We start from the raw sequence: 25,571 nt of genomic DNA, 5'->3' as shown, positions 1-25,571 counted from the left end.
CTCAGAAGCCGCCGGTGAGCGTGATGCCACCGTCGATCGGCAGCGTCTGGCCCGTCACCCAGGCCGCATCCTCGGAGGCGAGGAAGGCGACGGGGCCGGCGATGTCCTCGGGGCGGCCGAGGCGCTTGAGCGGGTACGGCTTGGCGACCTCGTCCTCACGGCCCTCGTAGAGGGCCTTGGCGAAGTCGGTCTTGACGACGGCGGGGGCCACGGCGTTGACGCGCACCGTGGGGCCGAGCTCGACGGCCAGCTCCTCGGTGAGGTGGATGAGGCCGGCCTTCGTCACGCCGTAGTAGGCGATGCCGGGGGCCGTGCGCAGGCCGGCGATGCTGGCCAGGTTGACGACGGAGCCGCCGTTCTCCTTCATCCACAGGTTCCACGCGGTGCGCGTCCAGGACAGCGTGGCGAGGAGGTTGACCTCGGAGATCTTCGTGGCCGCTGAGTCGTCGAGGTCCATGAGGCCACCGAAGACGGGGTTGATGCCCGTGTTGTTGACGAGCACGTCGAGGCGGCCCCAGGTGTCGAGCGCGGTGCGCACGACGTCCTCCTGGTGCTCCTTGTCCTGAGCCTTGCCCGCGCGCGCCAGCGCGGCGTCACCGAGCTGGGCGACGGCGGCGTCGAGAGCCTCCTGGCCGCGCGCCGTGATGATGACGTTGGCGCCCTCGTCGACGAGGCGCTGCGCGATGGCAAGGCCGATGCCGCGGCTCGCTCCGGTAACGATGGCCACCTTGCCCTCGAAGCGCTTGGTCTGTACTGGCATGCGCGATGCTTCCTCTCGATGCTTATTGAGCGTTGCTCAACAACTCTATTCCCCGGTGGAGTACTTGGTGCGCAATTCGCGCTTGAGAACCTTCATGCTCGGCCCGAGCGGCAGCTCGCCGACGATCTCGACGCGGCGCGGGTACTTGTGCGATCCGAGGCGCTCGCGGCTCCAGGCGATGATCTCGTCGCCGTCGAGTCGGGCCCCTTCGCTCGGCACGATGACGGCCATGATCTCCTCGCCGTACTGCTCGTCCGGCACTCCGATGACGGCGACCTGGTCGACGCCCTCGTGGCGCATGAGCGCTTCCTCGACCTCGCGCGGGTAAACGTTGTAGCCGCCGCGGATGACGAGGTCCTTCGTGCGGTCGACGATGCGCAGGCGCCCCGACTCGTCCTGGATGCCGATGTCGCCAGTGCGGAACCAGCCGTCCTGCAGCACCTCGCGGGTGGCGGCCTCGTTGTTCCAGTAGCCCGCGAAGACGGCGTGGCCGCGGACGATGACCTCGCCGCGCTCCCCGGCGGGCACGAACTCGATGTGGTCGGGCACGGTGACGTCGGCGATGGCGATGTCGATGCCCCACAGGCTGTGGCCGACGCTGCCGGCCTCGACGCCGAGTTGCTCCTGGTTCGACGTGATGGACGGCGAGGTCTCGCTCAGGCCGTAACCCTCGTGAATCTTGGTCGAGAAGGTGGCCTCGAAGCGCTCGAGCACGGCGACCGGCAGGGAGGCGCCGCCACTGACGGCGTCCTCGAGTTGCGGCACCGGAATGTCGGGGTTCTCCGCCACCGCGGCGAGAAGCTGGATGTACATCGTCGGCACCGCGCAGATCATCGTGACGCCCTCGCGGTTCATGATCTCGAGGGCCTCCCTCGCGTCGAAGCGCGGCTGGAGCACGAGCGTCGCGGTGTGGCGGAAGCCCGCGTTGAGCGAGACCGACTGGCCGAAGACGTGGAAGAGCGGCAGGCACCCGAGGGCGATCGTGCCGGGCGGCACGCCGTTGCCGTCGAAGGCGCTGACGGTGGCGTTCATCACGAGGTTGAGGTGGGTGAGGATGGCCCCCTTGGGGCGTCCGGTCGTGCCGCTCGTGAAGAAGATGACGGCCGGGTCGAGCGGCTCGCGCGTGACGAACGTGGTGAGTGGCTCGGCGTCGGTGCCGTACGTCGTGATGTCGTGGGTCGGCACGCCCGTCATCTCGGCAGCCTTGGTGGCCGCAGCGGCGACGGCCGGGTGGTACATGAGGTGGCTCGCCTCGGCGGTGTCGATGAGATACGCCGCCTCGCGGCCCTGCAGAAGCGTCGGAATGGGAACGACGACGCCGCCCGCAGCGAGGATTCCGTAGTACGAGGTGACGAACTCGATGACGTTCGGCGCGAGCAGAGCGACGCGGTCGCCGGGCTGCACGCCGTCGGCCACGAGCTGTGCTGCCGTGCGGCGCGCCCGCTGCCACGTCTCGGCGTACGTGAGGCGCTGCTCTCCCTGGACGAGGGCGACGGCGTCCGGCTCTCGACGGGCCGGCTCGGCGAGAACGCTGGCCAGGGAGAGGGTCGTGGAAACGTAAGGCATGTCGGACATGGAGAAACCCCCGCGAGATGAAACGTCGATGTGCTCTGAATCACATCACATCGGTGATGCTGCAACAACTATTGAGCGTTGCTCAATAGTTCCCGGTCCAGTCGGCTGTCGTGAATTGAACTCCCTACGATGCGCCTTCCCGGAATCGCTGGGTTGTCGGTGGCCGTGTGTAGCGTGAACGTCATGGGCGAACGAGTGTTACTGGTGGTCGACGTGCAGGTCGACGTCATGGAGGAGTCGGTCGGTTCCGACGCCGTCATCGCGAACGTGGCGAAACTGGTCGAGGCGGCTCGCGCCGCCGACGTTCCCGTCGTGTGGGTGCAGCACTCCGACGCAGGGCTCGCGAAGGGGAGTGCCGAATGGCAGATCGTGCCGCAGCTCTCGCCCGCCGACGACGAGGCGATCGTGCACAAGACGTGGAGCGACTCCTTCGTCGAGACCGACCTGGCTCAGCAGCTGGAGGCGCTGGGGGCTCGCGAGATCGTCCTCGCGGGCGCGCAGACCGACGCGTGCATCCGCAGCACGTTCTACGGCGGCATCCACCGCGGCTACGACGTGACGCTGGTCTCCGACGCGCACACCACCGGTGACATGCGGGAACGGGGCGCCGAGTTCTCGCCCGAGCAGTCGATCGCCGTGCTCAACGAACACGCCGCCTCCACCAAGCAGCCCGCCGCAACGGGGGCCGTCACGACGACGGCCGAAGCGTTCGCCTGAGGGGAAACGTCGAAGGGCCGGTTCGAGCAGACGCTCGAACCGGCCCTTCTCGTCAGATTTCTACGAGCTCAGAGAGATTTTCTCTGGCTTGTTCTGTCGGTGTCTACCTGCGGCCGAGGGGCGAGCTCGCTTGCGCTCGCGGGCCCCTCAACCTCCGGTTCCCGCTTCTCAGAGTCCCAGGTCACGCCCGATGATCATCTTCATGATCTCGTTCGAGCCGGCCCAGATCTTGTGGACGCGAGCGTCACGCCACGCACGTGCCACGCGGTACTCGTTCATGTAGCCGTAGCCACCGTGCAACTGCACGCACTCGTCGAGTACGTCGCACTGCACCTGGGCGGCCCACCACTTCGCCTTCGCGGCGTCGACGGCCGTCAGCTTGCCCTCGGCGTGCGCGGCGACACAGTCGTCGATGTACGCCTCGGAGACCTCGATCTTCGTCACCATCTCGGCGATCTTGAACGTGTTGTGCTGGAACGAGCCGATGGGCTGACCGAAAGCCTTGCGGTCCTTGCAGTACTGGATCGTCTCGGCGAGGATCTGCTTCGCGTTCGCGATGTTGGCGATGGCGTTGCCGATGCGCTCCTGCGGCAGGTGCTTCATCATCGCGATGAAGCCGAGGTCCTGCGGGCCGAGCAGCGCGTCGGCGGGCAGACGCACATTGTCGAAGAACAGCTCGGAGGTGTCGGACTCGACCTGGCCGACCTTGTCGAGCTTGTTGCCCTTCGTGAAGCCCTCGGTGCCGGCCTCGACGAGGAACAGCGAGATGCCCTTGGCGCCCTTGCTCGGGTCCGTGCGTGCCGCCACAACGGCGACGTCGCACTGGTGGCCGTTCGTGATGAACGTCTTCGAACCGTTGAGGATCCAGTCGCCCGAACCGTCGTCGGCCTTGACGGCGATCGACTTGAGGTTGGCGAGGTCCGAACCGCCCGACGGCTCCGTCATGCCGATCGACAGGATCAGCTCACCCGTCGCGACCCGCGGCAGGTACTTCTGCTTCTGCTCCTCGGTGCCGAGGCTGACGATGTACGGCGCGGTGACATCCGAGTGGATGCCGAAGCACGACGCGACGGCGGCGGTGAACTTGCTGATCTCTTCGGCGAAGATCGCGTTGAAGCGGTAGTCGTCGATGCCGGCGCCGCCGTACTCCTCCGGGATGCACAGGCCGAAGAAGCCCTGCTTGCCGGCCTCTTCCCAGATGTCACGCGCGATGACGTGATCGCGGATCATCTCCTCGGCACGCGGGGCGAGGGTGCGCTCGACGAACTCGCGGGCGGAGGAGCGGAACGCCTCGTGGTCTTCGTCGTAAATGTTGCGGGGCATGGTCGCAGCCTTTCGATACTGATGGGTAGCTCCAGCCATGCTACGACGCCGACGATGGCGGCGCCTCCCACCCCGCTTCCCTACGCAGGCGTAAGCCGCGGGGCCTCACGAAACGCTCCCGAGGGGCCGTTCATTCGACGTTCAGTTGCGGGTTACTGGGGAGTAGAGGCGGCCGGGCACGATGTTCTGACGATCGCCCAGCCCGAGAAGAGGTCTCCCCGTGTCCGACATCTCCCGCCGCAGTGTCCTCAAGGGTGCCTCAGGCTCCCTCGCCGCCCTCGCCTTCGCCGGCGTCGCCACCGATCGCCAGGTTGCCTACGCGGCGTCGCGAAGCGTGCTCACCAAGGGCACGACGCTGGCGAACGTCGCGACGCCGAAGGCCTCGTCGGGTTACGCGCGCCTCACTGCCGGGCCGGGTTGGGCACTCGTCGTGCGCGACGAGTTGGTCGCAGCCAAGCCGAACCGCGACGACACCCGTAAGGCGCTCGCGAGCATCGTTCAGTTCACCGACCTGCACATGATCGACGCCCAGAGCCCGGTGCGCTTCGAGTGGTTGAGCACGGTCAACGGCAGCGCGTTCCGCCCGCAGGAGCCGCTCGGCTCGCACGGTGGGGCGCAGCTCGTCAAGCGCATCAACGATCTGGCGAAGGGGCCCTTCTCCGGGCGCGTCTTCGACTGCGTCGTCTCCACCGGCGACAACACCGACAACCACGAGTCGGTCGAACTCGACTGGTTCCTCGCCGTGATGAACGGTGGAACGATTCGGCAGAACACCGGTGCCGCCACCGAGTGGGAGGGCGTCGCCACCGGCGGTGACGAGCAGTTCTACAACGTGAGCGACGACGCCGTGCGCGACCGGTACAAGGAGGCCGGCTTCCCGACGGTGCCCGGATTCTTCGCCCGCGCCGTTGCGCCGCACCGCAGCCACGGCCTCAAGACGCCGTGGTTCAGCGTCTTCGGGAACCACGACGACTCGATGAGCGGGGTGCTGCCGAGCGACTGGGCGGCCGTCGCGAAGCTCTACACGAGCGACAAGAAGTTCATGGGGTTCAAGGCGTCAACCTCGAACACGCAGCTACGTCGTGCCTACACCGGCGCCTCGCGCACCCTGCCGCAGACATCGTCGATGACGACGCGCAGCGTGACGCCGGACGCCCGTCGCGCGCCGTTCACGCCCGTCGAGTACATGAAGGCGCACCTGCCGAGCGGAGGACACGGCTTCACCGAGGAGAACGTCGCCACGGGCCGTGGCTACTACGCGTTCCGCATCGCCGACGGCGTCACCGGCATCGCCATGGATTCGACGAACCGCGCGGGCTGGACCGAGGGCAGCCTCGGTGACGAGCAGTTCCGCTGGCTGCAGCGCCGTCTGGAGGCCGGCAGCAGCCGGTTCTTCGATGTCTGGGGCGCCGAGCAGAAGCGTCAGGTCGACGACGAGTTGTTCGTCCTGTTCAGCCACCACACGAGCGAGTCGATGAACAACCTGCTCCTCGACCCGGGCAAGCCCGAGATCCGCCACGGTGGCCTCGAAGTCGTCAACACCCTGAAGCGCTTCCCGAACGTCATCGCCTGGGTCAACGGCCACACTCACGTCAACAGCATCACCGCGCGCCGTCACCGCGATGCCGAGCGCAGCTTCTGGGAGATCAACACGGCCAGCCACGTCGACTTCCCCCAGCTCGCCCGCATCATCGAGGTCTGCGACAACGCCGACGGCACGCTGAGCCTCTTCACGACGCTCGTCGAGTCGGCGGCGCCGTACCAGGCCTCCTACTCCGACGGCTCCCAGGCTGCGCTGGCGTCCCTCTACCGCGAACTGTCGTACAACGACATCAACGCCGAGCGCGAGGGGCTGGGCACCCCGGCCGACCGCAACACCGAACTCCTCCTGCCCAACCCACTGCACTGACCGGCGGCTCTCAGCTGCGTAGCGCCCGTCCCGCGCGCACGCGGGAGGCGACGGCCCCGAGGATCCACAGGAACGTGATGAGGGCTCCCGTCGAGGCAAGAACCCGCACGAACGCGGGCTCCTCCGGGTAGGTCGCGACGAACACCGCCACCGCCAGGGCGAGCACGAGCAGGCACGTCGTCAGCGGGAAGGTCTCGACGAGCATCTGCGCCTGCTCCTCCTCGTCCTCCTCGTCCCGGGCGGAACCCAACAGCTTCGTCGGGGTGGGCGCGGCAGGGCGCAACGTGGCCATCCGACGATGGTGTCCACGCCCCATGAGCGCGAGCGCGACGAGTGAGACGACGAGTGTCACGGCGGACGAGGCCAGGCGTGCTCCGTGTGCCCAGGCGACCGTTTCCTCGTCGTCGGCCAGCGTGTCGACGAGGCGTTCGCCACCGGCCGCGGCGAGAACGACGAGAACGAGCACGAGTGCCCACGTCCGTAGCGCGTAGGACTCGCGGAGGGAGGTCATGGCCGGGTCAGCGGTAGTTCGTGAACTGCAGGGCCACGTCGAGGTCGGCGCCGCGAAGGAGCTGCTGCACGGTCTGCAGGTCGTCACGGCTCTTGCTCGTGACGCGCAGTTCGTCACCCTCGATACGTGCCTTGACCGTCTTGGGGCCCTCGTCACGGATGAGCTTGCTGATCTTTTTGGCGTTTTCCGACGAGATGCCCTCCTTGAGGGCGGCCTCGAGTCGGTACTCCTTGCCGGAGAGCTTCGGCGTCGGCTCGTCGCTGCCGTAGTCGAGCGTCTTGAGCGAGACACCGCGCTTGACGAGCTTCGTCTGCAGCACGTCGAGAACGGCGAGGGTGCGCTCCTCGGAGTTGGCCTTCATGACGATCGAGTCGCCGGACAGCTCGACGGAGGCGCCGACGTTCTTGAAGTCGTAGCGCGACGAGATCTCCTTGGCCGCCTGGTTGACGGCGTTCGCGACTTCCTGCTTGTCGATCTTGCTGACGATGTCGAACGAGCTGTCTGCCACGGTGTCTCCTCGGGTCGCGGGTGAGTGCTTTCTCCAGCGCCACGATAGAGCCCGACATGCCGGTTAGGGGAGGCGGCCGGCGAAGGTGGGGTCGCGGGGGTGTGACGCGCGAGCCGATTCGCCCAGCCTCCCGCCTCTTTGCTATGGTTTCCGAGCACGCGAGCCAGGTTGCCCGAGCGGCCAATGGGAGCGGACTGTAAATCCGTCGCGAAAGCTTCGAAGGTTCGAATCCTTCACCTGGCACCCCAGTGCACGAAGGCCCCGCAGCATCAGCTGCGGGGCCTTCGTCTTGTCCTTGCTGCTGTTCACGCCTGCGTGCCGGGCAACTCGAGCGATTCGACAGAGCTGACAGCGTTGACGGGCAGCACGCCGCCGTACACGTGCGCGAAGCGCTCACTCTCGGGGTCGTCGGGCGCCGCCGGTTCGACGCGCACCTCGAGGCCCGCCTCGGCCAGGGCCTCCGGGTCGAGCGTGAGCAGGACGAGCGGCGCGTCGACGTCGGAGTAGAAGCGCTCGAGGGTCGGGCGAACCTGCTCGGGGAAGCTCGCGTGCAGGTAGCCCACGGCGTCGATGCTCATGCCGAGCGTCGACGTCGCGTAGGTGCCCTCACGCTGCGCCTCGTCCCACTCGTCGGCCAGGGCGATGTGATGGATCGTCTGCATGATCCGACCCTAACGGCGCTCGCGGCAGGCCCGGTCGCCGTGACGTAGCGAGCGCTGACGGACACCGACGGCGGCCCAGCTACGTTGAGCCGGGCCGCCGTCTGAGGTGGTGCGAGGATTTCGTGTCAGCGGGTGACGCCGGCGCGGTCCTGGCCGAGGTCGATGAGGTCGTTCTCGAGCCAGCCCTCGGGGATGCCGAACGCCTCCGTCAGCATGACGGCGTGCGGGCGCAGCTCGCCGCACAGCGAGTTGATGCGCGTCGTGACGGCCTTGGAGCGCGCCACCGAGAGGCGGCCGTGCTCCATGAACCAGCCCTTGTCCTCCTCGATCGACGACAGGGCGTAGAGGTCGAAGACCTTCGCCATGAGGTCGCGGGCCGAGCCGTCCTCCATCGCCTCGAGGCCGTCCTGGAAGGCCTCGAAGACGCGCAGGTCGATGTCGGCCTTCGCGGCGGCGAGGATGTGGTCCTGGGCGTTGTTGAACACCTCGAAGCCGTTGTCCTTGCCGGCCTTGCGCAGACGCATCGCCGCCGTCTCGAGCAGGTGGCTCGCGCGCTCGGAGAACATCGATTCCTGCCAGCCGCGCGAGTCGAGAGCGGTCTCGTCGTTGCGCGGCGTGGCGCCGTCGATGAGCTTCTGCAGGCCGGCGCGCTTGAGCGTGTTCTCCACGAGACCCTCGACGGTCTGGGAGGCCACGCGGGCGATCATGCCGGCGATGTCGAGGTCGCCCCAGCTGTCGCGGTACTCGGTGAGCAGACCCTTGGCGACGAGCTGCATGAGCACGGTGTTGTCGCCCTCGAAGGTGGCGAAGACGTCGACGTCCGCGCGCATCTGCGTCAGGCCGTTGACGGCCATGTACCCGGCGCCACCGCAGGCCTCGCGGCAGGCCTGGATGGTGTCGAGCGCGTGCCAGGTCGTCTGCGCCTTCATGCCGGCCACCCACGACTCGAGTTCGCGCTGGGCGTCCTCGTGGTCGGGGCCGGGCGTGCCGCCCTCGGCGGATTTGGCCGCGTCCTCGAGCTCCTGCAGGCGCGAGGTCATGGCGTTCTGCGCGAACCGCAGCGCGTACGACTTCGCCAGGCGCGGCAGCAGCTTGCGCTGGTGCGCGAGGTAGTCGAGGACGACGATCTCCTGCTCCTCACCCGGAGCGGCGAACTGACGGCGCTGGTCGCCGTAGCGGATGGCGATGGCCAGCGCCTTCTGCGCCGCGGAACCCGAGCCGCCACCGACGCAGACGCGGCCGCGCACGAGGGTGCCGAGCATCGTGAAGAAGCGTCGGTTGACGTTGTCGATCTCGGAGACGTAGGCGCCGGTCTCGTCGATGCCGCCGAACTTGTCGAGCAGGTTCTCGCGCGGCACGCGGACGTGGTCGAACGCGATGGTGCCGTTGTCGACGCCCGGCAGGCCGCCCTTGGCGCCGTTGTCGCCGATCGTGACGCCGGGCATCGGGTTGCCCTCGTCGTCGCGGATACGCACGAACAGGGCGTGCACGCCGTGCTCGCCGCTCTCCTCCTCGCCGTCCGGGACGTCGCCGACCTGCGGCACGACGAGCTGGGCGAAGACCACGGCCGCCTTGCCGTCCTTCGCGGCGTTGCCGATGTAGGTCTTCGTCGCGGAGACGGTGGGGGAGTGAATGACGATCTCGTCGGTCTCGATGTCGTACGTCGCGGTCGTCTCGACCTCTGCGACGTTGGAACCGTGGCCGATCTCCGTCATGGCGAAGCAGCCCATGAGGCGCCCCGACATGATGTCGGGCAGGTACGCCGAGAGGTGACGCTCGGTGCCGAGGCGGGCGAGCGCGCCGCCGAACAGGCCGAACTGGACGCCGAGTTTGATGAGGAGCGACAGGTCGCCGAAGGCTTGCATCTCGAACGCGACGCAGGAGGCGCCGTAGTCGAGGGTGCCGCCGTGCTCGGTGGGGAAGCCGATGGAGCCGTAGCCCATGTCCGCGAGGGCGAGTACCTGACGGGTGACGCGCTCGCGCTGGACGTCGATCGGCTCGCCCGGGGTGCCCGTGATGGCGTCGGCCGGCAGTTCGCGGCGCACGCGCTCGCGAAGGTCGCGCCACGGGCCGTCGAGCGCGGCGCGCAGGACGTCGACGTCGGCCTGTGCGCCGAGCGGTTCGGCGGCGTTCGGGTTCTCGTGACGGGGAGTGGTGTCGTTCGTGGTCGTGCTCATGTCGTCCTCCTGGGACGCGGTGTTGCGTGACGCGTCGGTCTGGGTGGGATGAAGGGCATCGTCTGGTCAGGATCGTGTCATCGACGGCGCGGGTGTGGGGCCGATCCGTCGGAAGTCGGGAGCTCGCCGTGGCCGGCCAGGCCGGTGTGGGCGAACGCTGCGAGGTGGCGCGCGAGGTCCGTACGCGTGAGGCCGTCGGGGTTTTCGAGCCAGCGATCGGCCGACTCCTTGACCATGCCGACGAGCGCCCAGGCCAGCGCCCGATTCCGCCCCTGGGCGTGGGCGTCGTCCGGCTGTAACTGCGCGAGCAGGTGGGTGAGGTTGTCCGCAATACGCCCCGAGAGGCCGGTGACCGGGTCGCTCGCCGGCAGGTCGTCGGGAAGCGTGACGTCGGGGCGGCGCACGACGAAGCGGTAGACCTCGGGGTCGCGTTCGACGAGGCGCAGGTAGCTGTCGATGACCGCGCCGAGGATCCGGGGGAGGTTGACCTCGGCCGTCGTGGCGAAGCCGCCGGACGAGGCGGTGGCCTGCTCGATCTCGGCGAGGATGCGGGCGTCAACGGATTCACAGACCGCGAGGTAGACCCCGTGTCGGTCGCCGAGGTGGCGGTAGATGACGGTCTTGCTCGTGCCCGCCTGCGCGGCGATCTCCTCCATGCCGACGCCGGCGCCGTGCGTGCGGATGGCCCGCACGGTGGCGTCGACGAGCTCACGGCGCCTGGCGACGCGGTGGGCGGCCCAGCGCACGTCGCGCCCGTCGCGGGGCGTCTGGCCGTGGTCGGAGGTGCTCGAAGGGGCGGACATGTCCCAGAGGGTATCGCGTACCGCGCGTACCTGCTACTGTCCGTATCGGTAAGTTTCAATGAGCACTTCTACTCACGTCGAATCGCGAACGCGGCTCGGCGACCAGGGTTCTCACGACCATCGGAGCGAGAAATGACCACGATCCGTGACGCCTACGTCATCGGCGGCAACCGCATCCCCTTCGCACGCTCGGGCGGTGCCTACCTCAAGGCGAGCAACCAGGACATGCTGACGGCGGCCATCGACGGCCTCGTCTCGCGCTACTCCCTGGCCGGCGAGCGCCTCGGTGAGGTCGTCGCGGGCGCCGTCATCAAGCACGCGCGCGACTTCAACCTCACCCGCGAGTCGGTTCTCGGCAGCCACCTGGCGCCGACGACGCCGGCCTACGACATTCAGCAGGCCTGCGCCACCGGCCTCGAGGCCGCCATCCTCGTGTCGAACAAGATCAAGCTCGGCCAGATCGACTCCGCCATCACCGGCGGCACCGACACGACGTCGGACGCCCCGCTGGCCCTCAACGACGGCCTGCGCAAGACGCTGATGAAGGCCAACTACGCGAAGACGACGGGTGACCGCCTCAAGGCGCTCGCCTCGATCCGCCTGAACCAGCTGGCCCCGGAGCAGCCGCGCAACGAGGAGCCGCGCACCGGCCTCACCATGGGTGACCACATGGCCATCACGGCCGAGAAGTGGGGCATCACCCGCGAGGCTCAGGACGAGCTCGCGGCCGCCAGCCACCAGAACATGGCCGCTGCGTACGATCGCGGTTTCTTCGACGACCTCATCACGCCCTTCCTGGGCCTGGCGAAGGACAACAACCTCCGTCCCGACAGCACGGCGGAGAAGCTCGCCAAGCTCAAGCCGGTCTTCGGCAAGGGCGAGAACCGCACGATGACCGCCGGCAACTCGACGCCGCTCACCGACGGTGCCTCGGCCGTTCTGTTCGGCAGCGAGGAGTGGGCCAAGGAGCGCAACCTGCCGCTGCTCGCCCGCTTCGTCGACGGTGAGGGCGCCGCGGTGGACTACGTCAACGGTGACGAGGGCCTGCTCATGGCTCCCGCCTACGCCGTGCCGCGCCTGCTGGAGCGCAACGGTCTGTCCCTGCAGGACTTCGACTTCTACGAGATCCACGAGGCCTTCGCCTCGACCGTCCTCGCGACGCTCAAGGCGTGGGAGGACCCGGAGTTCTGCAAGGAGAAGCTCGGTCTCGACGCGCCCCTGGGCTCGATCGACCGCAGCAAGCTCAACGTCAACGGCTCGTCGCTCGCGGCGGGTCACCCGTTCGCTGCCACGGGTGGGCGCATCATCGCCCAGCTCGCGAAGCAGCTGCACGAAAAGGGCTCCGGCCGCGGCCTCATCTCCGTGTGTGCCGCCGGTGGCCAGGGCGTCGTCGCGATTCTGGAGGCAGTGTGATGGCTGACGGTTACTCGAACTTCGTCAACAACGGTTTCGGCAAGAAGCTCGCCAAGCAGCTGGGGCTTCCCCAGCCGCCGGTGCTGCGCCGCTACGAGGTGGGCCAGGCCCTCCTCGACGGCCCCGCCGCCGTCGGTGTCGTCGGCGCCGGTGTCGCTGCCGCCAACGCCGCCGCGATCATCCGCTCGTCCGACGCCACGGTCGTCGAGGCCACGCCCGACGCGTCCTACGGCGACAAGCTGGGCGCCCTCGTCATCGACGTGACAGACGCCAAGACGCTGGCCGACCTCGAGGCGTTCCGCGCCATTGCCGTGCCCGCCGTCAAGGCGCTCGGTCGTTCGGCTCGCGTCATCGTCCTCGCGACGACGCCGAGCGAGATCGACGACGTCGAGGCCGCCGCCACCGCTCAGGCGTTCGAGGGCATCACGCGCTCGATCGGCAAGGAGCTGCGTGCCGGCGCTTCGGCCAACCTGTTCTGGGTCGACCCGAACGCTCAGGGCGACAGCTCGGTGCTCGCCGCGCCGCTGCGCTTCTTCCTCTCGAGCCGCTCGGCGTACGTCTCCGGCCAGCCGGTGCGCATTCGCAAGCACGGCGTCCAGGAGGTGCTCGACTGGCACCGTCCGTTCGACGGTCAGGTCGCCGTCGTCACCGGCGCCGCTCGCGGTATCGGTGCGCAGATCGCGCGCGTCTTCGCCCGCGCCGGTGCGCACGTCATCGCCGTCGACATCCCCGCCGCCGGTGACGCCCTGAGCAAGGTCGCCAACGAGATCGGCGGTACGTCGCTCGGCCTCGACATCACGACGCCGGACGCCGGTCACAAGATCGCCGAGGCCGTGGCGCGCAAGGCCGACAAGCTGGACGTCATCGTCCACAACGCCGGCATCACGCGCGACAAGCTGTTCGTCAACACCGACGCCGACCGCTGGGGTTCCGTCATCGACGTCAACCTCGCCTCGCAGCTGCGCATCAACGAGGTGCTCCTCGACCCGGCCACCAAGGGCGGGCTCAAGGACGGCGGCCGCATCGTCTCCGTCGCCTCCACCTCGGGCATCGGCGGTAACCGTGGCCAGGCCAACTACGCCGCGTCGAAGGCCGGTGTCATCGGTCTCGTCCGTGAGCTGTCGGAGCACCTCGCCGACCGCAACATCACGGTCAACGCCGTCGCGCCGGGCTTCATCGAGACCGACATGACGTCCAAGATCCCCGTCGCCACGCGCGAGGTGGGTCGTCGACTCAACTCGATGCTCCAGGGCGGCCAGCCGGTCGACGTGGGCGAGGCCATCGCCTTCTTCGCCGAGCCGGGTTCCGCGGGTGTGACCGGCCAGGTTCTGCGCGTGTGCGGTCAGAGCCAGATCGGAGCCTGACGTGGCATCTGCTCGGACGATCGAACTGAAGGGCGAGCCCAAGCTCGGACCGATGTTCGCGAAGGCCGTGGCCACGGGCGGGCGCCGGAAGGGCAAGACCCTGCCGGACCTCGAGGTCGTGCGCCGGGACGTGACGCCGAGCGTTACCGACGTCGCCGACTACGACGCCGTCTGCGGGTTCGCTTTGAGCAACCGCCTGCCGAGCACGTACCTGCACGTGCTCGTCTTCCCGCTGCAGGTCGCGCTCATGTCCGACGAGGCCTTCCCGTTCCCGCTCATGGGCAGCGTGCACCTCGAGAACACCATTACGCAGCACCGTCCGGTGCTGCTCGGTGAGACGCTCGAACTGCGCGCTCGTGCCGAGAACCTGCGTCCGCACTTCCGCGGCGCGCAGGCCGACCTCATCGGTGAGGTCTACGTCGGCGGCGAGCTCGTGTGGGAAGGGCGTTCGACGTACCTCTTCCGCGGCCGCAAGGTCGAGGGCGAGGTGCCGCCGAAGGTGGACGAGCCGGACGCCGTCGAGGGCTTCGGAGCCACGTGGCGCCTCGGGGGAGACCTCGGGCGTCGCTACGCCAAGGTCTCGGGCGACGTGAACCCGATTCACATGAATCCGCTTGCCGCCAAGGCGCTCGGTTTCCCGACGACGATCGTGCACGGCATGTGGAGCAAGGCGCGCATGCTCGCGGCGATCGAGAACCGCTTGCCGGACGCCTACGAGGCGACGATGAGCTTCCGCAAGCCGCTGCTCATCCCTAGCACGGTGTCGTTCGTGGCCGAGGGTGCGCGCGACGGCGGTTTCGACCTTGCCCTGCGCAACGCGAAGAAGCGCACGGAACACGTGCGCGGATCGGTGCGTCCGCTCGCCTGAGCCGCATCGGATCGCGGCGCAAAAGAAGCGCCGAAAAAACGCCTCGGGGCGTCGGGAACTTTCCCGGCGCCCCGAGGCGTTTGTCCGGGTGTCCTCGCGTGGAGCCTGACGTCCACGTCGAGGGCAAGGGTGAACAAGGTGCAGACGGCGGGGCCACCTCTGGGGGAGGCCCCGCCGTCATCTTTTGGACGAACGGCCTCAGGCGGCCCCAAACGGCCCAGAGTGGCCCGAGTGGCCTCGGCGCAGCGTCGGGAATGCCCGGGTGCCGGTCGGTGTTACACGGTCGTAGCGATGGCGTCACGAAGCGGCGTCGTGTGTGGTCGAGAACACCCGCATCCGCAGGTCATCTCGATTTCACTTTGGTTACCCACCCGTGTAAGGTCTTCCTCGCGCCCAAAACGTGTCGAGCCTTCGATACCGGTGGCGCGAGGCCCCTATAGCTCAGTCGGCAGAGCGTCTCCATGGTAAGGAGAAGGTCAACGGTTCGATTCCGTTTGGGGGCTCGCTTGAATGTTTCGGGCTCGCCCGGAAGGTTCACGGCGCGGCGGGGTAGCTCAGCTGGTTAGAGCGCACGACTCATAATCGTGAGGTCGCGGGATCGAGTCCCGCTCCCGCTACCAATCTCCATGACAACAGATTTCGACTTTCCGAGAGCAGGTGTGGGACATGGCCTCCAAGAGCGCTGACGTTCGCCCGAAGATCACGATGGCTTGCACCGTGTGCAAGGAGCGCAACTACATCACCAAGAAGAACCGTCGGAACAACCCCGACCGTCTCGAACTGGCGAAGTTCTGCAAGCGCTGCGTGAAGCACACGGCGCACCGCGAGACCCGCTGATCTCGCGCACGAAACATCCACGAAGGGTCGTCATCGCACGGTGACGGCCCTTCGTCATGTCTGAGCCGCTCGCGCAGGTGCGGCGTCGGCAGCGACTTCCGGGTAGCCCTGCGGGGCGCTTACGGTCGAGCCATGGCAGTGAATCCGGCCGTCGAGGGCCGCACCTATTCCATTCCGGAGCCGCACGTCGTGACGCAGGACGAGCTCGACGCCTTTGCTGCGGCCGTTCGCTCGCCCGGCGCCAGCTCGGGCGCTACGTCACAGGCTGCGCCCCTGACGTTCGCCGTCACGATCGCGCAGCGCGCCGAGGCCGAGTTCATGGTCGATCCGGAGGCGAACGTCGACTTCTCGCGGCTCGTCCACGGCGAGGAGGGCTTCACCTACCACGCACCGATCGTCGCGGGCGACGAACTCGCCGCCACCACCACGGTGCGCCGGGTGCGCTCGGCCGGCGGGCACGACATGGTGACGCTCGAGACGGGCGTCGAGACCACTGCGGGCGAGCCCCGCGTCACGACGACGAGTGTCGTCGTCATTCGAGGGGAGCAGGCATGAGCACCGTGACATCCCCCGCCGACGCCGAGGTCGGTGACGAGGTCTGGTCGACGACCCACCGTCTGCTGCGAGCCGACCTCGTGGCCTATGCCAACGCGAGTGGCGATCAGAACCCCATCCACCAGGACGAGGAGTTTGCCCGCTCCGTCGGTCTGCCCGACGTCATCGCGCACGGCATGCTCACCATGGGCCTCGTGGCTTCCGCCGTCGAGACGGTAGCGGCGGGGCGTGAGGTCGCATCCTTCACGACGCGCTTCGCCGCCCCGGTCGTCGTGCCGGCCGGTGACGACGGCGTCGAGGTGGCGCTCGTTCTCACGGTCGCCGCAACGGACGAGTCCGCTGGCACAGTGACGCTCGATGCGGCCGTGTCGGTGGCAGGCACTAAGGTCTTGAACCGAGCCCGAGCGGTCGTCAACATCTGAGTGAGGTCTTCGTGCAGGAGCAGTTCGACATCCCCCTGGCATCGCTGACGACGATGCACGTCGGCGGCCCCGCACGCCGCCTCGTCGTGGCCGAGACCATCGACGAGATCGTCGACGCCGTGCGCGAGACCGACGACGCGGGCGAGCCCCTGCTCGTTCTCTCCGGCGGCTCCAACCTGCTCATCGCCGACGAGGGCTTCCCCGGAACGGTCGTCAAGATCGCCAACCAGGGCCTCGAGATCGAGCACGACTCAGACTGCGGTGGCGTCACCGTCCGCGTCGGTGCCGGCGTCGTGTGGGACGACTTCGTGCGGGAGGCGGGTGAGCGCGACTGGTCGGGCATCGAGGCGCTCTCCGGCATTCCCGGTCTCGTCGGTGCCACCCCGGTGCAGAACGTCGGCGCCTACGGCCAGGAGGTCGCCCAGACGATCTCCAGCGTGCGCACCTACGACCGGGTGACGCAGCAGATCAAGACCTTCGCGAACGCCGACTGCGAGTTCACCTACCGCCACAGCATCTTCAAGAGCACCCCGTATCGCGACGGTGACAAGAGCGGGCGCTACGTCGTGCTCGACGTCTCGTTCCAGCTGCGCAAGGCAGACCGCAGCCAGCCCATCGCGTACGCCGACCTCGCGGCCGGCCTGGGCGTCGAGCAGGGCGAGCGCGTGCCGCTCGCCGACGCGCGTGCAGGCGTTCTCGCGCAGCGCGCGAAGCGCGGCATGGTGCTCGAGGCAGGCGATCACGACACGTGGTCGTGCGGCTCGTTCTTCACCAACCCCATCGTCACGCGTGAGCAAATGGACTCGATCGTCGCGCGCGCCGAGGAGCGCCTCGGCGCCGACGGCCCGGTGCCTCCGCAGTTCCCCGCGGGCGCGGCGCACCACGACATGCTCAAGACGTCGGCCGCGTGGCTCATCGACAAGGGCGGCTTCGGCAAGGGCTACAACATGCCGGGCCCCGCGGCCCTCTCGACGAAGCACACGCTCGCCCTGACGAACCGCGGTACGGCCACTGCTGCCGATGTCGCAGCGCTCGCCCGCGTCGTCGTCGACGGTGTGGAGGAGGCCTTCGGCGTCCGTCTCGTGCCCGAGCCCGTCTGGGTCGGCCTCACGCTCTGAGCGTCACGCCTCGTTCGGCCGGGGCGAGCCGGCGGGCTGGGCGAGCAGCCACGCATCGATGTCGGCGTTCGCGCGCTGCACGACGTCCTGCGGTGCTCGGGAGATGGCGAAGCTGTCGCGTGCCAGCTGCGCGAGTTCGGCGTCGCTGAAGCCGTGGACGTCGCGCGCCGTGCGGTACTGATCGCTCAGGCGCGAGCCGAACAGCAGGGGATCGTCCGCGCCGAGCGCCATCTTGGCGCCGGCGTCGAAGAGGCGGCGCAGGGGCACGTCACGTGCTTCCTCGTAGACGCCGAGCGCGACGTTGCTGCCGGGACACACCTCGAGGCCCACACCGTCGTCGACGACCCTGCGCAGGACGTCATCGGAATCCGCACTACGCACCCCGTGGCCGAGGCGGTCGGGACGCAGCGCATCGAGCGTTTCCGTGACCGCGTCGGGGCCGAGCAGCTCACCGCCGTGGGGGAGCGAGGCGAGCCCGGCGTCCCGGGCGATGCGGAAGGCCGGCGCGAAGCTCTCGGTGTCACCGCGGCGCTCGTCGTTACTCAACCCGAAGCCGACAACCGGGCCTGCGTTCCTCGCGGCGAGCCGGGCGAGTGTGCGGGCGTCGAAGGGGTGCTTGAGGCGCGAGGCAGCCACGACGACGCCGACGCCGATGTCGTGGCGCTCGGACGCCTTCTGCGCTTCGTCGAGCACGATCTCCAGCGCGGGTGTGATTCCGCCGACGAAGGGGGCGTAGGAGGTGGGGTCGACCTGGATCTCCAGCCATCGCGAACCCTCCGCGGCGTCTGTGGCCGCGGCCTCGTCCACGATGCGTCGCATGTCGTCCTCCGAGCGCACGCAGGCGCGGGCCGCGTCGTAGAGGCGCTGGAACCGGAACCAGCCGCGTTCGTCCATGGCCGAGGCGAGCGTCGGCGGCCAGTGGGCCGTGAGGCTCTCCGGAAGGCGAACTCGGTGAGCGACGCTGAGGTCGAGCAGCGTGTCGAACGCCATCGAGCCAGTGAAGTGCAGATGCAGGTGGGCCTTCGGGAGGGTGTCGATGTCGCGGGCGGTCCTGGTCGTTCCGGTCACGCCCTCATCCTGTCACCGAGCACGTACGTTCCCGAGCGTGGCGCAGCCTCGCGGCCGTGGGGCCACCCCGATTTCCACCCAGCGCCGTTCGTCCCGTAGACTCGTGCGCCGGTAGACCGGACACCCATTCGGGATACCGCGCGGGGCAACCCGCGAAGGGCACTAGCTCAATTGGCAGAGCACCGGTCTCCAAAACCGGGGGTTGGGGGTTCAAGTCCCTCGTGCCCTGCACAGCGCACTGATCCGGAAGGGTGACACTGTGGCAGACAACGACGCAGCGACGAGCACGGCCGTCGCAGGCGAGCGTGAGCGCCGCGGTTTCTTCGGCCGCACCCTGTTGTTCGTCCGACAGGTGATCGACGAGATGCGCAAGGTCGTCTACCCCACGCGTGACGAACTCACCAGCTTCACGATTGCCGTCCTGGTGTTCCTCGCGGTCATCATGGCCTACGTCAACGGTCTAGACTGGATGTTCACGCGTGCGGTGTCGTGGGTCTTCGGCTCCGGCTGATCCCCGAGACATCACGAGAGTCGCCGCCTGGGCGCCCGCTTCGCGGGAGGCACGGGCGGCGCGCTTGTGTGGCGCACCACTTGAATGTAGTTCCCCTCATGTGAAGGAAGCAGGGTCGATGACCGAGCAGAACCCCGAGCAGCTCTCGCCCGCCGCTCGAGAAGAGGCCGAGTACGCGGCCGACGCCGCACAGACGCCGGACGCCGATCTCACGCCCGAGCTCGGCGAGATCGGCAAGCTGCCGACGGCCGACGAAGCCGACGAGGAGAACGCCGCGCGCACCGAGGACGAGGCGTCCGCTTCCGAGGACGGCGCCGACGAGGCTGCCGTCGACCCGCGCGAGGCCTTCATCGCCGACCTCAAGTCGCAGTTCGGTGACTGGTACGTCATCCACTCCTACGCCGGCTACGAGAAGCGCGTGAAGACGAACCTCGAGCAGCGCATCACGAGCCTCAACATGGAGGACTACATCTTCCAGATCGAGGTGCCGATCGAGGAGTACACCGAGATCCGCAACGGTCAGAAGAAGTCCGGCACGCGCGTTCGCATGCCCGGATACGTCCTCGTGCGCATGGACCTCACCGACGAGTCGTGGGGCGCCGTGCGTCACACGCCGGGCGTCACCGGCTTCGTGGGCAACGCCCACCAGCCGTCGCCGCTGTCGATCGACGAGGTCGTCACGATGCTAAACCCGACGTTCGACGAGCCGGAGAAGGCTTCCGACGCCGCTGCCACGGGAGGCGCCAAGGGCGGCTCGGGCACGGCCCCGGTTGCTGTCGACTTCACCGTCGGCGAGTCCGTCACCGTCATGGAGGGCCCGTTCGAGACGCTGCCGGCGACGATCTCCGAGATCAACGCTGACACCGCGAAGCTCAAGGTCCTCGTCTCCATCTTCGGCCGCGAAACGCCGGTCGAACTGGGCTTCAACCAGGTCGCCAAGATCTGATCAGCCCCACCTGTTCCTCTCGTCGCCCGTCCGGGTGACGAGGATGCAACCGGGTCATCGCCCACGGCGTCGGCCCACAACACGAAAGAGGTGGCACCATGCCCCCGAAGAAGAAGGTTTCCGGCTTCATCAAGCTGCAGATCCAGGCCGGCGCGGCTACGCCGGCACCGCCGGTCGGTCCGGCGCTGGGTCAGCACGGCGTCAACATCATGGAGTTCGTCAAGGCGTACAACGCCGCGACGGAATCCCAGCGTGGCAACGTCATCCCGGTCGAGATCACGGTCTACGAAGACCGCTCCTTCACGTTCATCACGAAGACGCCGCCGGCTGCTGAGCTCATCAAGAAGGCTGCGGGCGTGCAGAAGGGCTCCGGCGAGCCCCACAAGACGAAGGTCGCTCACCTGAGCAAGGACCAGATCCGCGAGATCGCCGAGATGAAGATGCAGGACCTGAACGCCAACGACATCGACATGGCCTCGCGCATCATTGCCGGGACCGCGCGCTCGATGGGTATTACGACGGACTGAAAGTGCACCGACGGAACGGACGCCGCGCGTTCGCTTCGTAGGTGACGATCCGGCGGTGTGCTTTCAGTCCAGAAAATATGGCCTGATCTCCACCGCTGTCGTCCTCGAAGGGCTTGGCTCACCGATTTCGGTGGGCTGGGCCCTTCGGCTATCCTTGAAGGGTTGCCCTTGTGGCATCAGCGGCGTTCGGAGCCTTTCCGTCCGTCGTGAACCTCACGGTTCGAAAGTGGTTGGGCCCGCGCTGGTCCGTACAACCACGACCTCCACCTGTTCCAAGGAGAACTCATGAAGCGCAGCAAGGCTTACCGCGCGGCCGAAGAGAAGATCGAGGCCGGCAAGCTCTACTCCCCGCTCGAGGCGGTTCGTATCGCCAAGTCGACGAACGAGACGAAGTTCGACGCCACCGTCGAGGTCGCGATGCGTCTCGGTGTCGACCCGCGCAAGGCCGACCAGATGGTGCGCGGCACGGTCAACCTGCCGCACGGCACGGGTAAGACGGCCCGCGTCCTCGTCTTCGCGAACGGCGACAAGGCAGCTGCGGCTGAGGCCGCCGGCGCCGACTTCGTCGGTTCGGACGACCTCATCGCCAAGGTTCAGGGCGGCTGGACGGACTTCGACGCCGTCGTCGCCACGCCGGACCTCATGGGCAAGGTCGGTCGTCTCGGTAAGGTCCTCGGCCCCCGCGGTCTCATGCCGAACCCGAAGACGGGCACGGTGACGATGGACGTCGCCAAGGCCGTCTCCGACATCAAGGGCGGAAAGATCGAGTTCCGCGTCGACAAGCACGCGAACCTTCACTTCATCATCGGCAAGGCCTCGTTCGACGAGCGCGCCCTCGTCGAGAACTACGCGGCTGCGCTGGAGGAGATCCTGCGCCTCAAGCCGTCCGCGTCGAAGGGTCGCTACATCACGAAGGCCACGCTGGCCACCACGATGGGCCCCGGCATCCTGCTGGACCAGTCGCGCACGCGCAACCTCATGGAGGAGCCGGCCGACCAGGCCTGATCTTTCTCGTTGACGCACGAGGCCCCACCGAGTCGAACTCGGCGGGGCCTCTTGCGTTGTGCTGATCGGATCAGTTGGGGCGGATCTGCAGTCGCACCACCTGCGGGTCGTGGTCGGAGTCCTGGTCGGTGAACTCGCTGTTCGTGTGCACGATGTCGTAGCTGTAGGGCGCGCCCTTCCAGCCCTTGGGGCTGCGCGTCAGCTGCGGCGAGACGAGGATGTGGTCGAGGATCTGACTGTTGCCCTCGTAGACGTAGCTGTAGCGCTCGTTCGCGGGGAGCGTGCGCGGCAGGTCCGTCATCGCGTTCGCTCCGGAGCCGACGAGGATGTCGGTGGTGCGGCTGAACTCGAAGTCGTTGATGTCGCCGAGGGCGACGATTCGTGCGTCGGGGTCGGCTGCGAGGAGCTGGTCGGTGAAGGTTCGCACCGCCTGCGCCTGGGCGTGGCGCTGGGTCTCGGAGGAGCGAACGGGTTGCTGCCACCGACCGAACAGCGGGTCGTCGCCGCCCTTGGAGTTGAAGTGATTGGCGATGACGAAGACGTTCTCGCCGCGGAAGCGGAACTGGCCGACGAGTGGTTTGCGGGAGTCCGCGAAGGCGGGGTTCGTCGGGTCGATGCGGCCGGGGGAGACGGTGAGCGCCGCCTTCTTGCCGCGCCCGATGACCTGCGTGGCCGTCGTCGCGGACGGGTTGCCGGCGTCGACGAAGTCGATGTCGCGGTCGGTGCGGAAGAGGAAGACCTGACGGATGTTGCCGCCGGGCGCGCCGCCGTCCTGGCCGTCCTCGGGGTTGACCCACCGTGCCTCGTAGGCGGGACCGCCCCTGGCCTTGATCGTGTCGACGAGCTTGCGCACGGTGGTGGAGGAGTCCACGGTGCCGTCGTTCTGCACCCCGTTGTTGTCCTGGATCTCCTCGAGCGCGAGGACGTCGGGCGAGCGGAGGTTGGTCGTCACCTGGTCGGCGAGGCGGTCGTACTTGTCCTGCTGGTCGCTGGGCGCGAGATTCTCGACGTTGAACGTGGCGACGGCGAGCTGGTTGTTCGACTGTGCGCTCGTCGTCTCGCGGGTGAGGCCGGACGTCATGTGGCCGGCGGGCGTCGTGACGAGGACGTGGGGCATGGCGAAGGCGTAGTCCATGATGCCCATGGTCGTGCCCGTGTAGGTGTCGCCGACGTTGGCTGCGGGGATGGAGTTCGCCGGGATGAGCGAGTCGTCGAGAACGAGGCGCATGGCGTTGGGGCGGTCGTATCCGCCGTACACGACGCCGCCGCGCGGGCTGGTGGTGGCGCTGACGTTCTGGCCGGGCACGACGGGTGTCTCGCCGTAGCGCGCGTTCGTGGGGCCGACGGCGCGCGCATCGTCGAGAGCCACCTTCATGCCCTCGAGGGACTCGTTGAAGTCGATGGAGTGCCGGGCCGGGTCGAAGACGGCGGAGTCGTACTCGACGCTCTTGGGGTCGCCCGCTTCGATCGTCTGCTGCGGTGCGATGCGGTCCTTGCCGATCCACACGGCCGGAATCGCCTGGCCGTGGCCGGTGACGGAGACCTTCGGGCTCGAGATCTGGGTCGTCGTGAGGTTGTCGTTGCCGGATGCGCCGCCGGGGCGGAACTCGGTGACCACGCCGGCGACCTCGACGGCGTCACCGACGCTCTGCGCCGGCGCCGACCTGGTGTAGACGAAGACAGCATCGCTCGTGGCGTCGTTCTCGTCGCTGGGCGCCTGCATCCAGAAGCCGGTGCGCGAGGTCGCCGTGATGACACCGGCAACGCCGCTCACGCGCTGATCGCGCAGCGGGGAGAGGTGCGACGATCCCTGGATCTCCTGAATGGTCGTGGCCGATGGGGCTGGCGGCTGCACGGCAGAGCACGAGCTCGCGCCGGCGGCAGCGCCCGCCGGAGAGGGCGCCCCGGTGGCGAAGTCACTCGCGTTGTCGTCGGTGTCTGTGCACTCGCTGCGGCGTGCGACGGAGGTGGTGTTCGACGTCGCGGGAGCCGGGGCTCCTTCGGCGACCGCCGCATTGCCCCAGCCGACGAGGTCGACGGTGGCGCCATCGGCGTTGACGAGGGCGACGCGACCGGCGGAGGAGGACATGGGGATGCGGCCCGTCACGTCGGCGTTCGGAAGGGCCGCGGCCGAGGTGTTCGCTCCGTCAGCCTCCTGGACGAGGAAGTGGTGGCCCGCCGGGACCGAGCCGGTGAGGGGCGTCGTCTGCGCGCTCGTGCCTGAGGCGGACCAGTACTGCACGCTCCACCCGGTGAGGTCGATCGCCGTGCCGGAGGCGTTGTACAGCTCGACGAAGTCGCTGCGCAGCGGAGCGCCGGAGTTGCCGCCGCCCCCAAAGACCTCGGAGACGAGGACGGTCGAGGACGCGGCTTGCGCGGGGCTGAACGCGGTGCCGAGCGCGCCGACCACGACGAGGGCGGCCGTGCCGGCGAGGAACCGGCGGGGAGGGTGCTGACCCATGGGGATGCCTTCCAAGGAGTTTTCAGGGTGCGCCGAAAAACATACGCTGCCAAAGGAGTTCGCGGAGCGCGCCCGATGCGTCCGGTGGATGAACAGCAGGTGTGCTGTCGACGACGTCCGTGCCGTCCGGGCAAGACGGCGCCCTCGATTTGGTCGCTGGCACCGCGCCCGGTAGTCTCTTGCGTACCAATGACCGCCGGTTGTCATGAGTTGCTTCTCGAAGCGGCGCACGACCGAAGGCCTCACGGAAGTGAGCAGCCCGCGCAGGTGAGCTAAGCCGTCCATCGTGATCGCCTCTTCGAGTGTGATCGTCGGTGACATACGAGCCTCAGCGCGCCTGCGCCTGAGGCTCTTTTTCATGTGCGCCCTCACGACTGGCATTCACCACCGAAGGAGGCACGCATGGCTACTGCCGCAAAGGATGCAGCCATTGCCGAGCTCGCGGACAACTTCCGCAACTCGGATGCTGCCGTGCTGACGGAGTACCGCGGCCTGACCGTGGCGCAGATCACCGATCTGCGTAACTCCATTCGTGAGCACGCCACTTACTCCGTGGTGAAGAACACGCTGACCGCTCGTGCGGCTGCCGAGGCCGGAGTCACGGCCTTCGACGGCCAGCTCCAGGGCCCGTCCGCTATCGCCTTCGTCACCGGTGACCCGGTGGAGACGGCGAAGAAGCTGCGTGACTTCGCCAAGGCCAACCCTCTCCTCGTCATCAAGGGCGGCGTCCTTGACGGCAAGGCCATGTCGGCCGAGGAGATCAACAAGCTTGCGGACCTCGAGTCCCGCGAGACCCTGCTCGCCAAGCTGGCCGGGGGCTTCCAGGCCTCGCTCAGCCAGGCGGTTTACCTCTTCGCGGCCCCGCTGTCGCAGAGCGCTCGTGCAATCGAGGCCCTGCGCGCGAAGGTCGAGACCGAGGGCCCGGTTTCCGACGCAGCTCCGGCTGCCGAAGAGGCCACCGCAGACGTCGCCGAGGGTGGCGACGAGGCCTGATCTCGACACCCGTCGAGCAGGTCGCACCCAACACAACGCCACTCACGGCACGGATCGCCAGAGAACATCTGGGATCCGACAAGAACAGAAAGGACGCCCATCATGGCGAAGCTCTCCAACGACGAGCTCCTTGAGGCTTTCAAGGAAATGACGCTCATCGAGCTCTCCGAGTTCGTGACGCTCTTCGAGGACACGTTCAACGTCACCGCTGCTGCCCCGGTTGCAGTTGCCGGTGCCGCTCCGGCTGCCGGTGGCGACGCTGCCGCTGCCGAGGAGAAGGACGAGTTCGACGTCATCCTGGCCGCTGCCGGTGACAAGAAGATCCAGGTCATCAAGGAGGTCCGCGCCCTGACGTCCCTCGGTCTGAAGGAGGCCAAGGACCTCGTTGACGGTGCTCCGAAGCCCGTTCTCGAGGGTGTCAACAAGGAGACCGCGGACAAGGCCAAGGAGTCCCTCGAGGGCGCCGGCGCCACCGTCGAGCTCAAGTGATCTCGTCCCAGGCTCGCCTGGGATCGTGAACTCCGACCATCGGGTCGCA

General features: G+C 68.0%; 25 protein-coding genes and 4 tRNA genes. 19 read left to right on the top strand and 10 right to left on the bottom strand.

The window, feature by feature from the left end; translation table 11 throughout:
* Position 1: 1 nt before the first annotated feature.
* Both K9D12_RS03595 and K9D12_RS03590 read right to left on the bottom strand, forming a co-directional pair.
* Positions 2-760: an SDR family oxidoreductase gene (locus K9D12_RS03595; RefSeq protein WP_193642449.1), complete on the bottom strand. Its 759-nt coding sequence runs from the start codon at positions 758-760 to the stop codon at positions 2-4.
* 45 nt (positions 761-805) lie between these two features.
* Positions 806-2,326: a long-chain fatty acid--CoA ligase gene (locus K9D12_RS03590; protein ID WP_225910884.1), complete on the bottom strand. Its 1,521-nt coding sequence runs from the start codon at positions 2,324-2,326 to the stop codon at positions 806-808.
* 192 nt (positions 2,327-2,518) lie between these two features.
* On the opposite strand from K9D12_RS03590, the gene K9D12_RS03585 reads away from it, so the two are divergent.
* Positions 2,519-3,052, top strand: a complete 534-nt coding sequence (locus K9D12_RS03585) for an isochorismatase family protein (RefSeq protein ID WP_223059503.1) — start codon at positions 2,519-2,521, stop codon at positions 3,050-3,052.
* 168 nt (positions 3,053-3,220) lie between these two features.
* Here the strand turns inward: K9D12_RS03585 and K9D12_RS03580 are convergent, their stop codons facing one another.
* Entirely contained in the window at positions 3,221-4,375 is a 1,155-nt protein-coding gene (locus K9D12_RS03580) for an acyl-CoA dehydrogenase family protein (RefSeq protein ID WP_047310422.1), read from the bottom strand.
* Between the two features lie 220 nt (positions 4,376-4,595).
* Here K9D12_RS03580 and K9D12_RS03575 point away from each other — a divergent pair, with 220 nt between their 5' ends.
* Positions 4,596-6,284, top strand: coding sequence for a TIGR03767 family metallophosphoesterase (locus K9D12_RS03575; protein WP_223059502.1), 1,689 nt, complete (start codon positions 4,596-4,598; stop codon positions 6,282-6,284).
* A 10-nt stretch (positions 6,285-6,294) separates the two neighbouring features.
* Here K9D12_RS03575 and K9D12_RS03570 read toward each other — a convergent pair whose 3' ends face one another.
* Both K9D12_RS03570 and K9D12_RS03565 read right to left on the bottom strand, forming a co-directional pair.
* Positions 6,295-6,795, bottom strand: a complete 501-nt coding sequence (locus K9D12_RS03570; protein ID WP_223059501.1) for a hypothetical protein — start codon at positions 6,793-6,795, stop codon at positions 6,295-6,297.
* Between the two features lie 7 nt (positions 6,796-6,802).
* A complete protein-coding gene (locus K9D12_RS03565) occupies positions 6,803-7,303 on the bottom strand; it encodes a YajQ family cyclic di-GMP-binding protein (RefSeq protein WP_129664264.1) in 501 nt (166 codons plus the stop codon).
* A gap of 162 nt (positions 7,304-7,465) precedes the next feature.
* Between K9D12_RS03565 and K9D12_RS03560 the strand changes: the two genes are divergently transcribed.
* Positions 7,466-7,546: transfer RNA gene (locus K9D12_RS03560), tRNA-Tyr, on the top strand.
* Between the two features lie 62 nt (positions 7,547-7,608).
* Here K9D12_RS03560 and K9D12_RS03555 read toward each other — a convergent pair.
* From K9D12_RS03555 to K9D12_RS03545, 3 genes are all read right to left on the bottom strand, one after another.
* Positions 7,609-7,965 carry a DUF952 domain-containing protein gene (locus tag K9D12_RS03555; RefSeq protein ID WP_047310418.1) on the bottom strand — a complete coding sequence of 119 codons (357 nt, stop codon included), beginning with the start codon at positions 7,963-7,965 and terminating at the stop codon, positions 7,609-7,611.
* A gap of 125 nt (positions 7,966-8,090) precedes the next feature.
* Positions 8,091-10,142 carry an acyl-CoA dehydrogenase gene (locus tag K9D12_RS03550; protein WP_052946730.1) on the bottom strand — a complete coding sequence of 684 codons (2,052 nt, stop codon included), beginning with the start codon at positions 10,140-10,142 and terminating at the stop codon, positions 8,091-8,093.
* A 77-nt stretch (positions 10,143-10,219) separates the two neighbouring features.
* Positions 10,220-10,945: a TetR/AcrR family transcriptional regulator gene (locus K9D12_RS03545; RefSeq protein WP_223059500.1), complete on the bottom strand. Its 726-nt coding sequence runs from the start codon at positions 10,943-10,945 to the stop codon at positions 10,220-10,222.
* 132 nt (positions 10,946-11,077) lie between these two features.
* On the opposite strand from K9D12_RS03545, the gene K9D12_RS03540 reads away from it, so the two are divergent.
* From K9D12_RS03540 to K9D12_RS03500, 9 genes are all read left to right on the top strand, one after another.
* On the top strand, positions 11,078-12,358 hold the full coding sequence (locus K9D12_RS03540) for an acetyl-CoA C-acetyltransferase (protein WP_223059499.1): 1,281 nt from the start codon (positions 11,078-11,080) through the stop codon (positions 12,356-12,358).
* Entirely contained in the window at positions 12,358-13,722 is a 1,365-nt protein-coding gene (locus K9D12_RS03535; RefSeq protein WP_047310415.1) for a 3-oxoacyl-ACP reductase, read from the top strand. Before K9D12_RS03540 ends, K9D12_RS03535 begins: the two co-directional genes overlap by 1 nt.
* A 1-nt stretch (position 13,723) precedes the next feature.
* The gene (locus K9D12_RS03530) at positions 13,724-14,590 is read left to right on the top strand and encodes a MaoC/PaaZ C-terminal domain-containing protein (RefSeq protein WP_197078918.1); all 867 of its coding nucleotides are present in this window, start codon (positions 13,724-13,726) and stop codon (positions 14,588-14,590) included.
* 430 nt (positions 14,591-15,020) lie between these two features.
* Positions 15,021-15,093: transfer RNA gene (locus tag K9D12_RS03525), tRNA-Thr, on the top strand.
* 40 nt (positions 15,094-15,133) lie between these two features.
* Positions 15,134-15,210 (top strand) — tRNA-Met (locus K9D12_RS03520).
* 46 nt (positions 15,211-15,256) lie between these two features.
* Positions 15,257-15,427, top strand: coding sequence for a 50S ribosomal protein L33 (gene rpmG / locus K9D12_RS03515; RefSeq protein ID WP_047311061.1), 171 nt, complete (start codon positions 15,257-15,259; stop codon positions 15,425-15,427).
* A 132-nt stretch (positions 15,428-15,559) separates the two neighbouring features.
* Positions 15,560-15,982, top strand: coding sequence for a MaoC family dehydratase N-terminal domain-containing protein (locus K9D12_RS03510; RefSeq protein WP_047310414.1), 423 nt, complete (start codon positions 15,560-15,562; stop codon positions 15,980-15,982).
* A complete protein-coding gene (locus K9D12_RS03505) occupies positions 15,979-16,404 on the top strand; it encodes a MaoC/PaaZ C-terminal domain-containing protein (RefSeq protein WP_223059498.1) in 426 nt (141 codons plus the stop codon). Before K9D12_RS03510 ends, K9D12_RS03505 begins: the two co-directional genes overlap by 4 nt.
* A gap of 11 nt (positions 16,405-16,415) precedes the next feature.
* Positions 16,416-17,522, top strand: a complete 1,107-nt coding sequence (locus tag K9D12_RS03500; RefSeq protein ID WP_223059497.1) for a UDP-N-acetylmuramate dehydrogenase — start codon at positions 16,416-16,418, stop codon at positions 17,520-17,522.
* A gap of 3 nt (positions 17,523-17,525) precedes the next feature.
* Here K9D12_RS03500 and K9D12_RS03495 read toward each other — a convergent pair whose 3' ends face one another.
* Positions 17,526-18,590, bottom strand: coding sequence for an adenosine deaminase (locus K9D12_RS03495; protein ID WP_223059496.1), 1,065 nt, complete (start codon positions 18,588-18,590; stop codon positions 17,526-17,528).
* A gap of 156 nt (positions 18,591-18,746) precedes the next feature.
* Here K9D12_RS03495 and K9D12_RS03490 point away from each other — a divergent pair.
* The 5 genes from K9D12_RS03490 (at position 18,747) to rplA (ending at position 21,579) form a co-directional block, all read left to right on the top strand.
* A tRNA-Trp gene (locus tag K9D12_RS03490) sits at positions 18,747-18,819 on the top strand.
* 30 nt (positions 18,820-18,849) lie between these two features.
* Positions 18,850-19,101 (top strand): preprotein translocase subunit SecE, encoded by a 252-nt coding sequence (gene secE, locus K9D12_RS03485; RefSeq protein WP_223059495.1) that lies wholly within the window; start codon positions 18,850-18,852, stop codon positions 19,099-19,101.
* 118 nt (positions 19,102-19,219) lie between these two features.
* Positions 19,220-20,047 (top strand): transcription termination/antitermination protein NusG, encoded by an 828-nt coding sequence (gene nusG, locus K9D12_RS03480; RefSeq protein WP_047310410.1) that lies wholly within the window; start codon positions 19,220-19,222, stop codon positions 20,045-20,047.
* A 98-nt stretch (positions 20,048-20,145) separates the two neighbouring features.
* Positions 20,146-20,574 carry a 50S ribosomal protein L11 gene (gene rplK / locus K9D12_RS03475; RefSeq protein ID WP_047310409.1) on the top strand — a complete coding sequence of 143 codons (429 nt, stop codon included), beginning with the start codon at positions 20,146-20,148 and terminating at the stop codon, positions 20,572-20,574.
* Between the two features lie 285 nt (positions 20,575-20,859).
* A complete protein-coding gene (gene rplA / locus K9D12_RS03470; RefSeq protein WP_187035911.1) occupies positions 20,860-21,579 on the top strand; it encodes a 50S ribosomal protein L1 in 720 nt (239 codons plus the stop codon).
* 70 nt (positions 21,580-21,649) lie between these two features.
* Here rplA and K9D12_RS03465 read toward each other — a convergent pair whose 3' ends face one another.
* Positions 21,650-24,040 (bottom strand): lamin tail domain-containing protein, encoded by a 2,391-nt coding sequence (locus K9D12_RS03465; RefSeq protein WP_223059494.1) that lies wholly within the window; start codon positions 24,038-24,040, stop codon positions 21,650-21,652.
* A gap of 402 nt (positions 24,041-24,442) precedes the next feature.
* Here K9D12_RS03465 and rplJ point away from each other — a divergent pair, with 402 nt between their 5' ends.
* Both rplJ and rplL read left to right on the top strand, forming a co-directional pair.
* Complete coding sequence (gene rplJ / locus K9D12_RS03460; protein ID WP_047310406.1) at positions 24,443-25,033, top strand: 50S ribosomal protein L10; 591 nt, start codon at positions 24,443-24,445, stop codon at positions 25,031-25,033.
* A gap of 102 nt (positions 25,034-25,135) precedes the next feature.
* Positions 25,136-25,522, top strand: a complete 387-nt coding sequence (gene rplL / locus K9D12_RS03455; RefSeq protein WP_129664284.1) for a 50S ribosomal protein L7/L12 — start codon at positions 25,136-25,138, stop codon at positions 25,520-25,522.
* Positions 25,523-25,571 lie beyond the last annotated feature (49 nt).

The organism is Dermacoccus sp. Tok2021 (assembly GCF_019895135.1).
Classification (GTDB): Bacteria; Actinomycetota; Actinomycetes; order Actinomycetales; family Dermatophilaceae; genus Dermacoccus; species Dermacoccus abyssi.
The sequence above is the reverse complement of the archived record's forward strand: the minus strand, read 5'-3'. Positions and strand labels throughout refer to the sequence as shown.

Excerpts from the sequence above, each read along its gene's own strand:
- K9D12_RS03595 (WP_193642449.1), bottom strand. The coding sequence starts at position 760 with ATGCCAGTACAGACCAAGCGCTTCGAGGGCAAGGTGGCCATCGTTACC.
- K9D12_RS03590 (WP_225910884.1), bottom strand. The coding sequence starts at position 2,326 with ATGCCTTACGTTTCCACGACCCTCTCCCTGGCCAGCGTTCTCGCCGAG.
- K9D12_RS03585 (WP_223059503.1), top strand. The coding sequence starts at position 2,519 with ATGGGCGAACGAGTGTTACTGGTGGTCGACGTGCAGGTCGACGTCATG.
- K9D12_RS03580 (WP_047310422.1), bottom strand. The coding sequence starts at position 4,375 with ATGCCCCGCAACATTTACGACGAAGACCACGAGGCGTTCCGCTCCTCC.
- K9D12_RS03570 (WP_223059501.1), bottom strand. The coding sequence starts at position 6,795 with ATGACCTCCCTCCGCGAGTCCTACGCGCTACGGACGTGGGCACTCGTG.
- K9D12_RS03555 (WP_047310418.1), bottom strand. The coding sequence starts at position 7,965 with ATGCAGACGATCCATCACATCGCCCTGGCCGACGAGTGGGACGAGGCG.
- K9D12_RS03550 (WP_052946730.1), bottom strand. The coding sequence starts at position 10,142 with ATGAGCACGACCACGAACGACACCACTCCCCGTCACGAGAACCCGAAC.
- K9D12_RS03545 (WP_223059500.1), bottom strand. The coding sequence starts at position 10,945 with ATGTCCGCCCCTTCGAGCACCTCCGACCACGGCCAGACGCCCCGCGAC.
- K9D12_RS03540 (WP_223059499.1), top strand. The coding sequence starts at position 11,078 with ATGACCACGATCCGTGACGCCTACGTCATCGGCGGCAACCGCATCCCC.
- K9D12_RS03535 (WP_047310415.1), top strand. The coding sequence starts at position 12,358 with ATGGCTGACGGTTACTCGAACTTCGTCAACAACGGTTTCGGCAAGAAG.
- rpmG (WP_047311061.1), top strand. The coding sequence starts at position 15,257 with ATGGCCTCCAAGAGCGCTGACGTTCGCCCGAAGATCACGATGGCTTGC.
- K9D12_RS03510 (WP_047310414.1), top strand. The coding sequence starts at position 15,560 with ATGGCAGTGAATCCGGCCGTCGAGGGCCGCACCTATTCCATTCCGGAG.
- K9D12_RS03505 (WP_223059498.1), top strand. The coding sequence starts at position 15,979 with ATGAGCACCGTGACATCCCCCGCCGACGCCGAGGTCGGTGACGAGGTC.
- nusG (WP_047310410.1), top strand. The coding sequence starts at position 19,220 with ATGACCGAGCAGAACCCCGAGCAGCTCTCGCCCGCCGCTCGAGAAGAG.
- rplK (WP_047310409.1), top strand. The coding sequence starts at position 20,146 with ATGCCCCCGAAGAAGAAGGTTTCCGGCTTCATCAAGCTGCAGATCCAG.
- rplA (WP_187035911.1), top strand. The coding sequence starts at position 20,860 with ATGAAGCGCAGCAAGGCTTACCGCGCGGCCGAAGAGAAGATCGAGGCC.
- K9D12_RS03465 (WP_223059494.1), bottom strand. The coding sequence starts at position 24,040 with ATGGGTCAGCACCCTCCCCGCCGGTTCCTCGCCGGCACGGCCGCCCTC.
- rplJ (WP_047310406.1), top strand. The coding sequence starts at position 24,443 with ATGGCTACTGCCGCAAAGGATGCAGCCATTGCCGAGCTCGCGGACAAC.
- rplL (WP_129664284.1), top strand. The coding sequence starts at position 25,136 with ATGGCGAAGCTCTCCAACGACGAGCTCCTTGAGGCTTTCAAGGAAATG.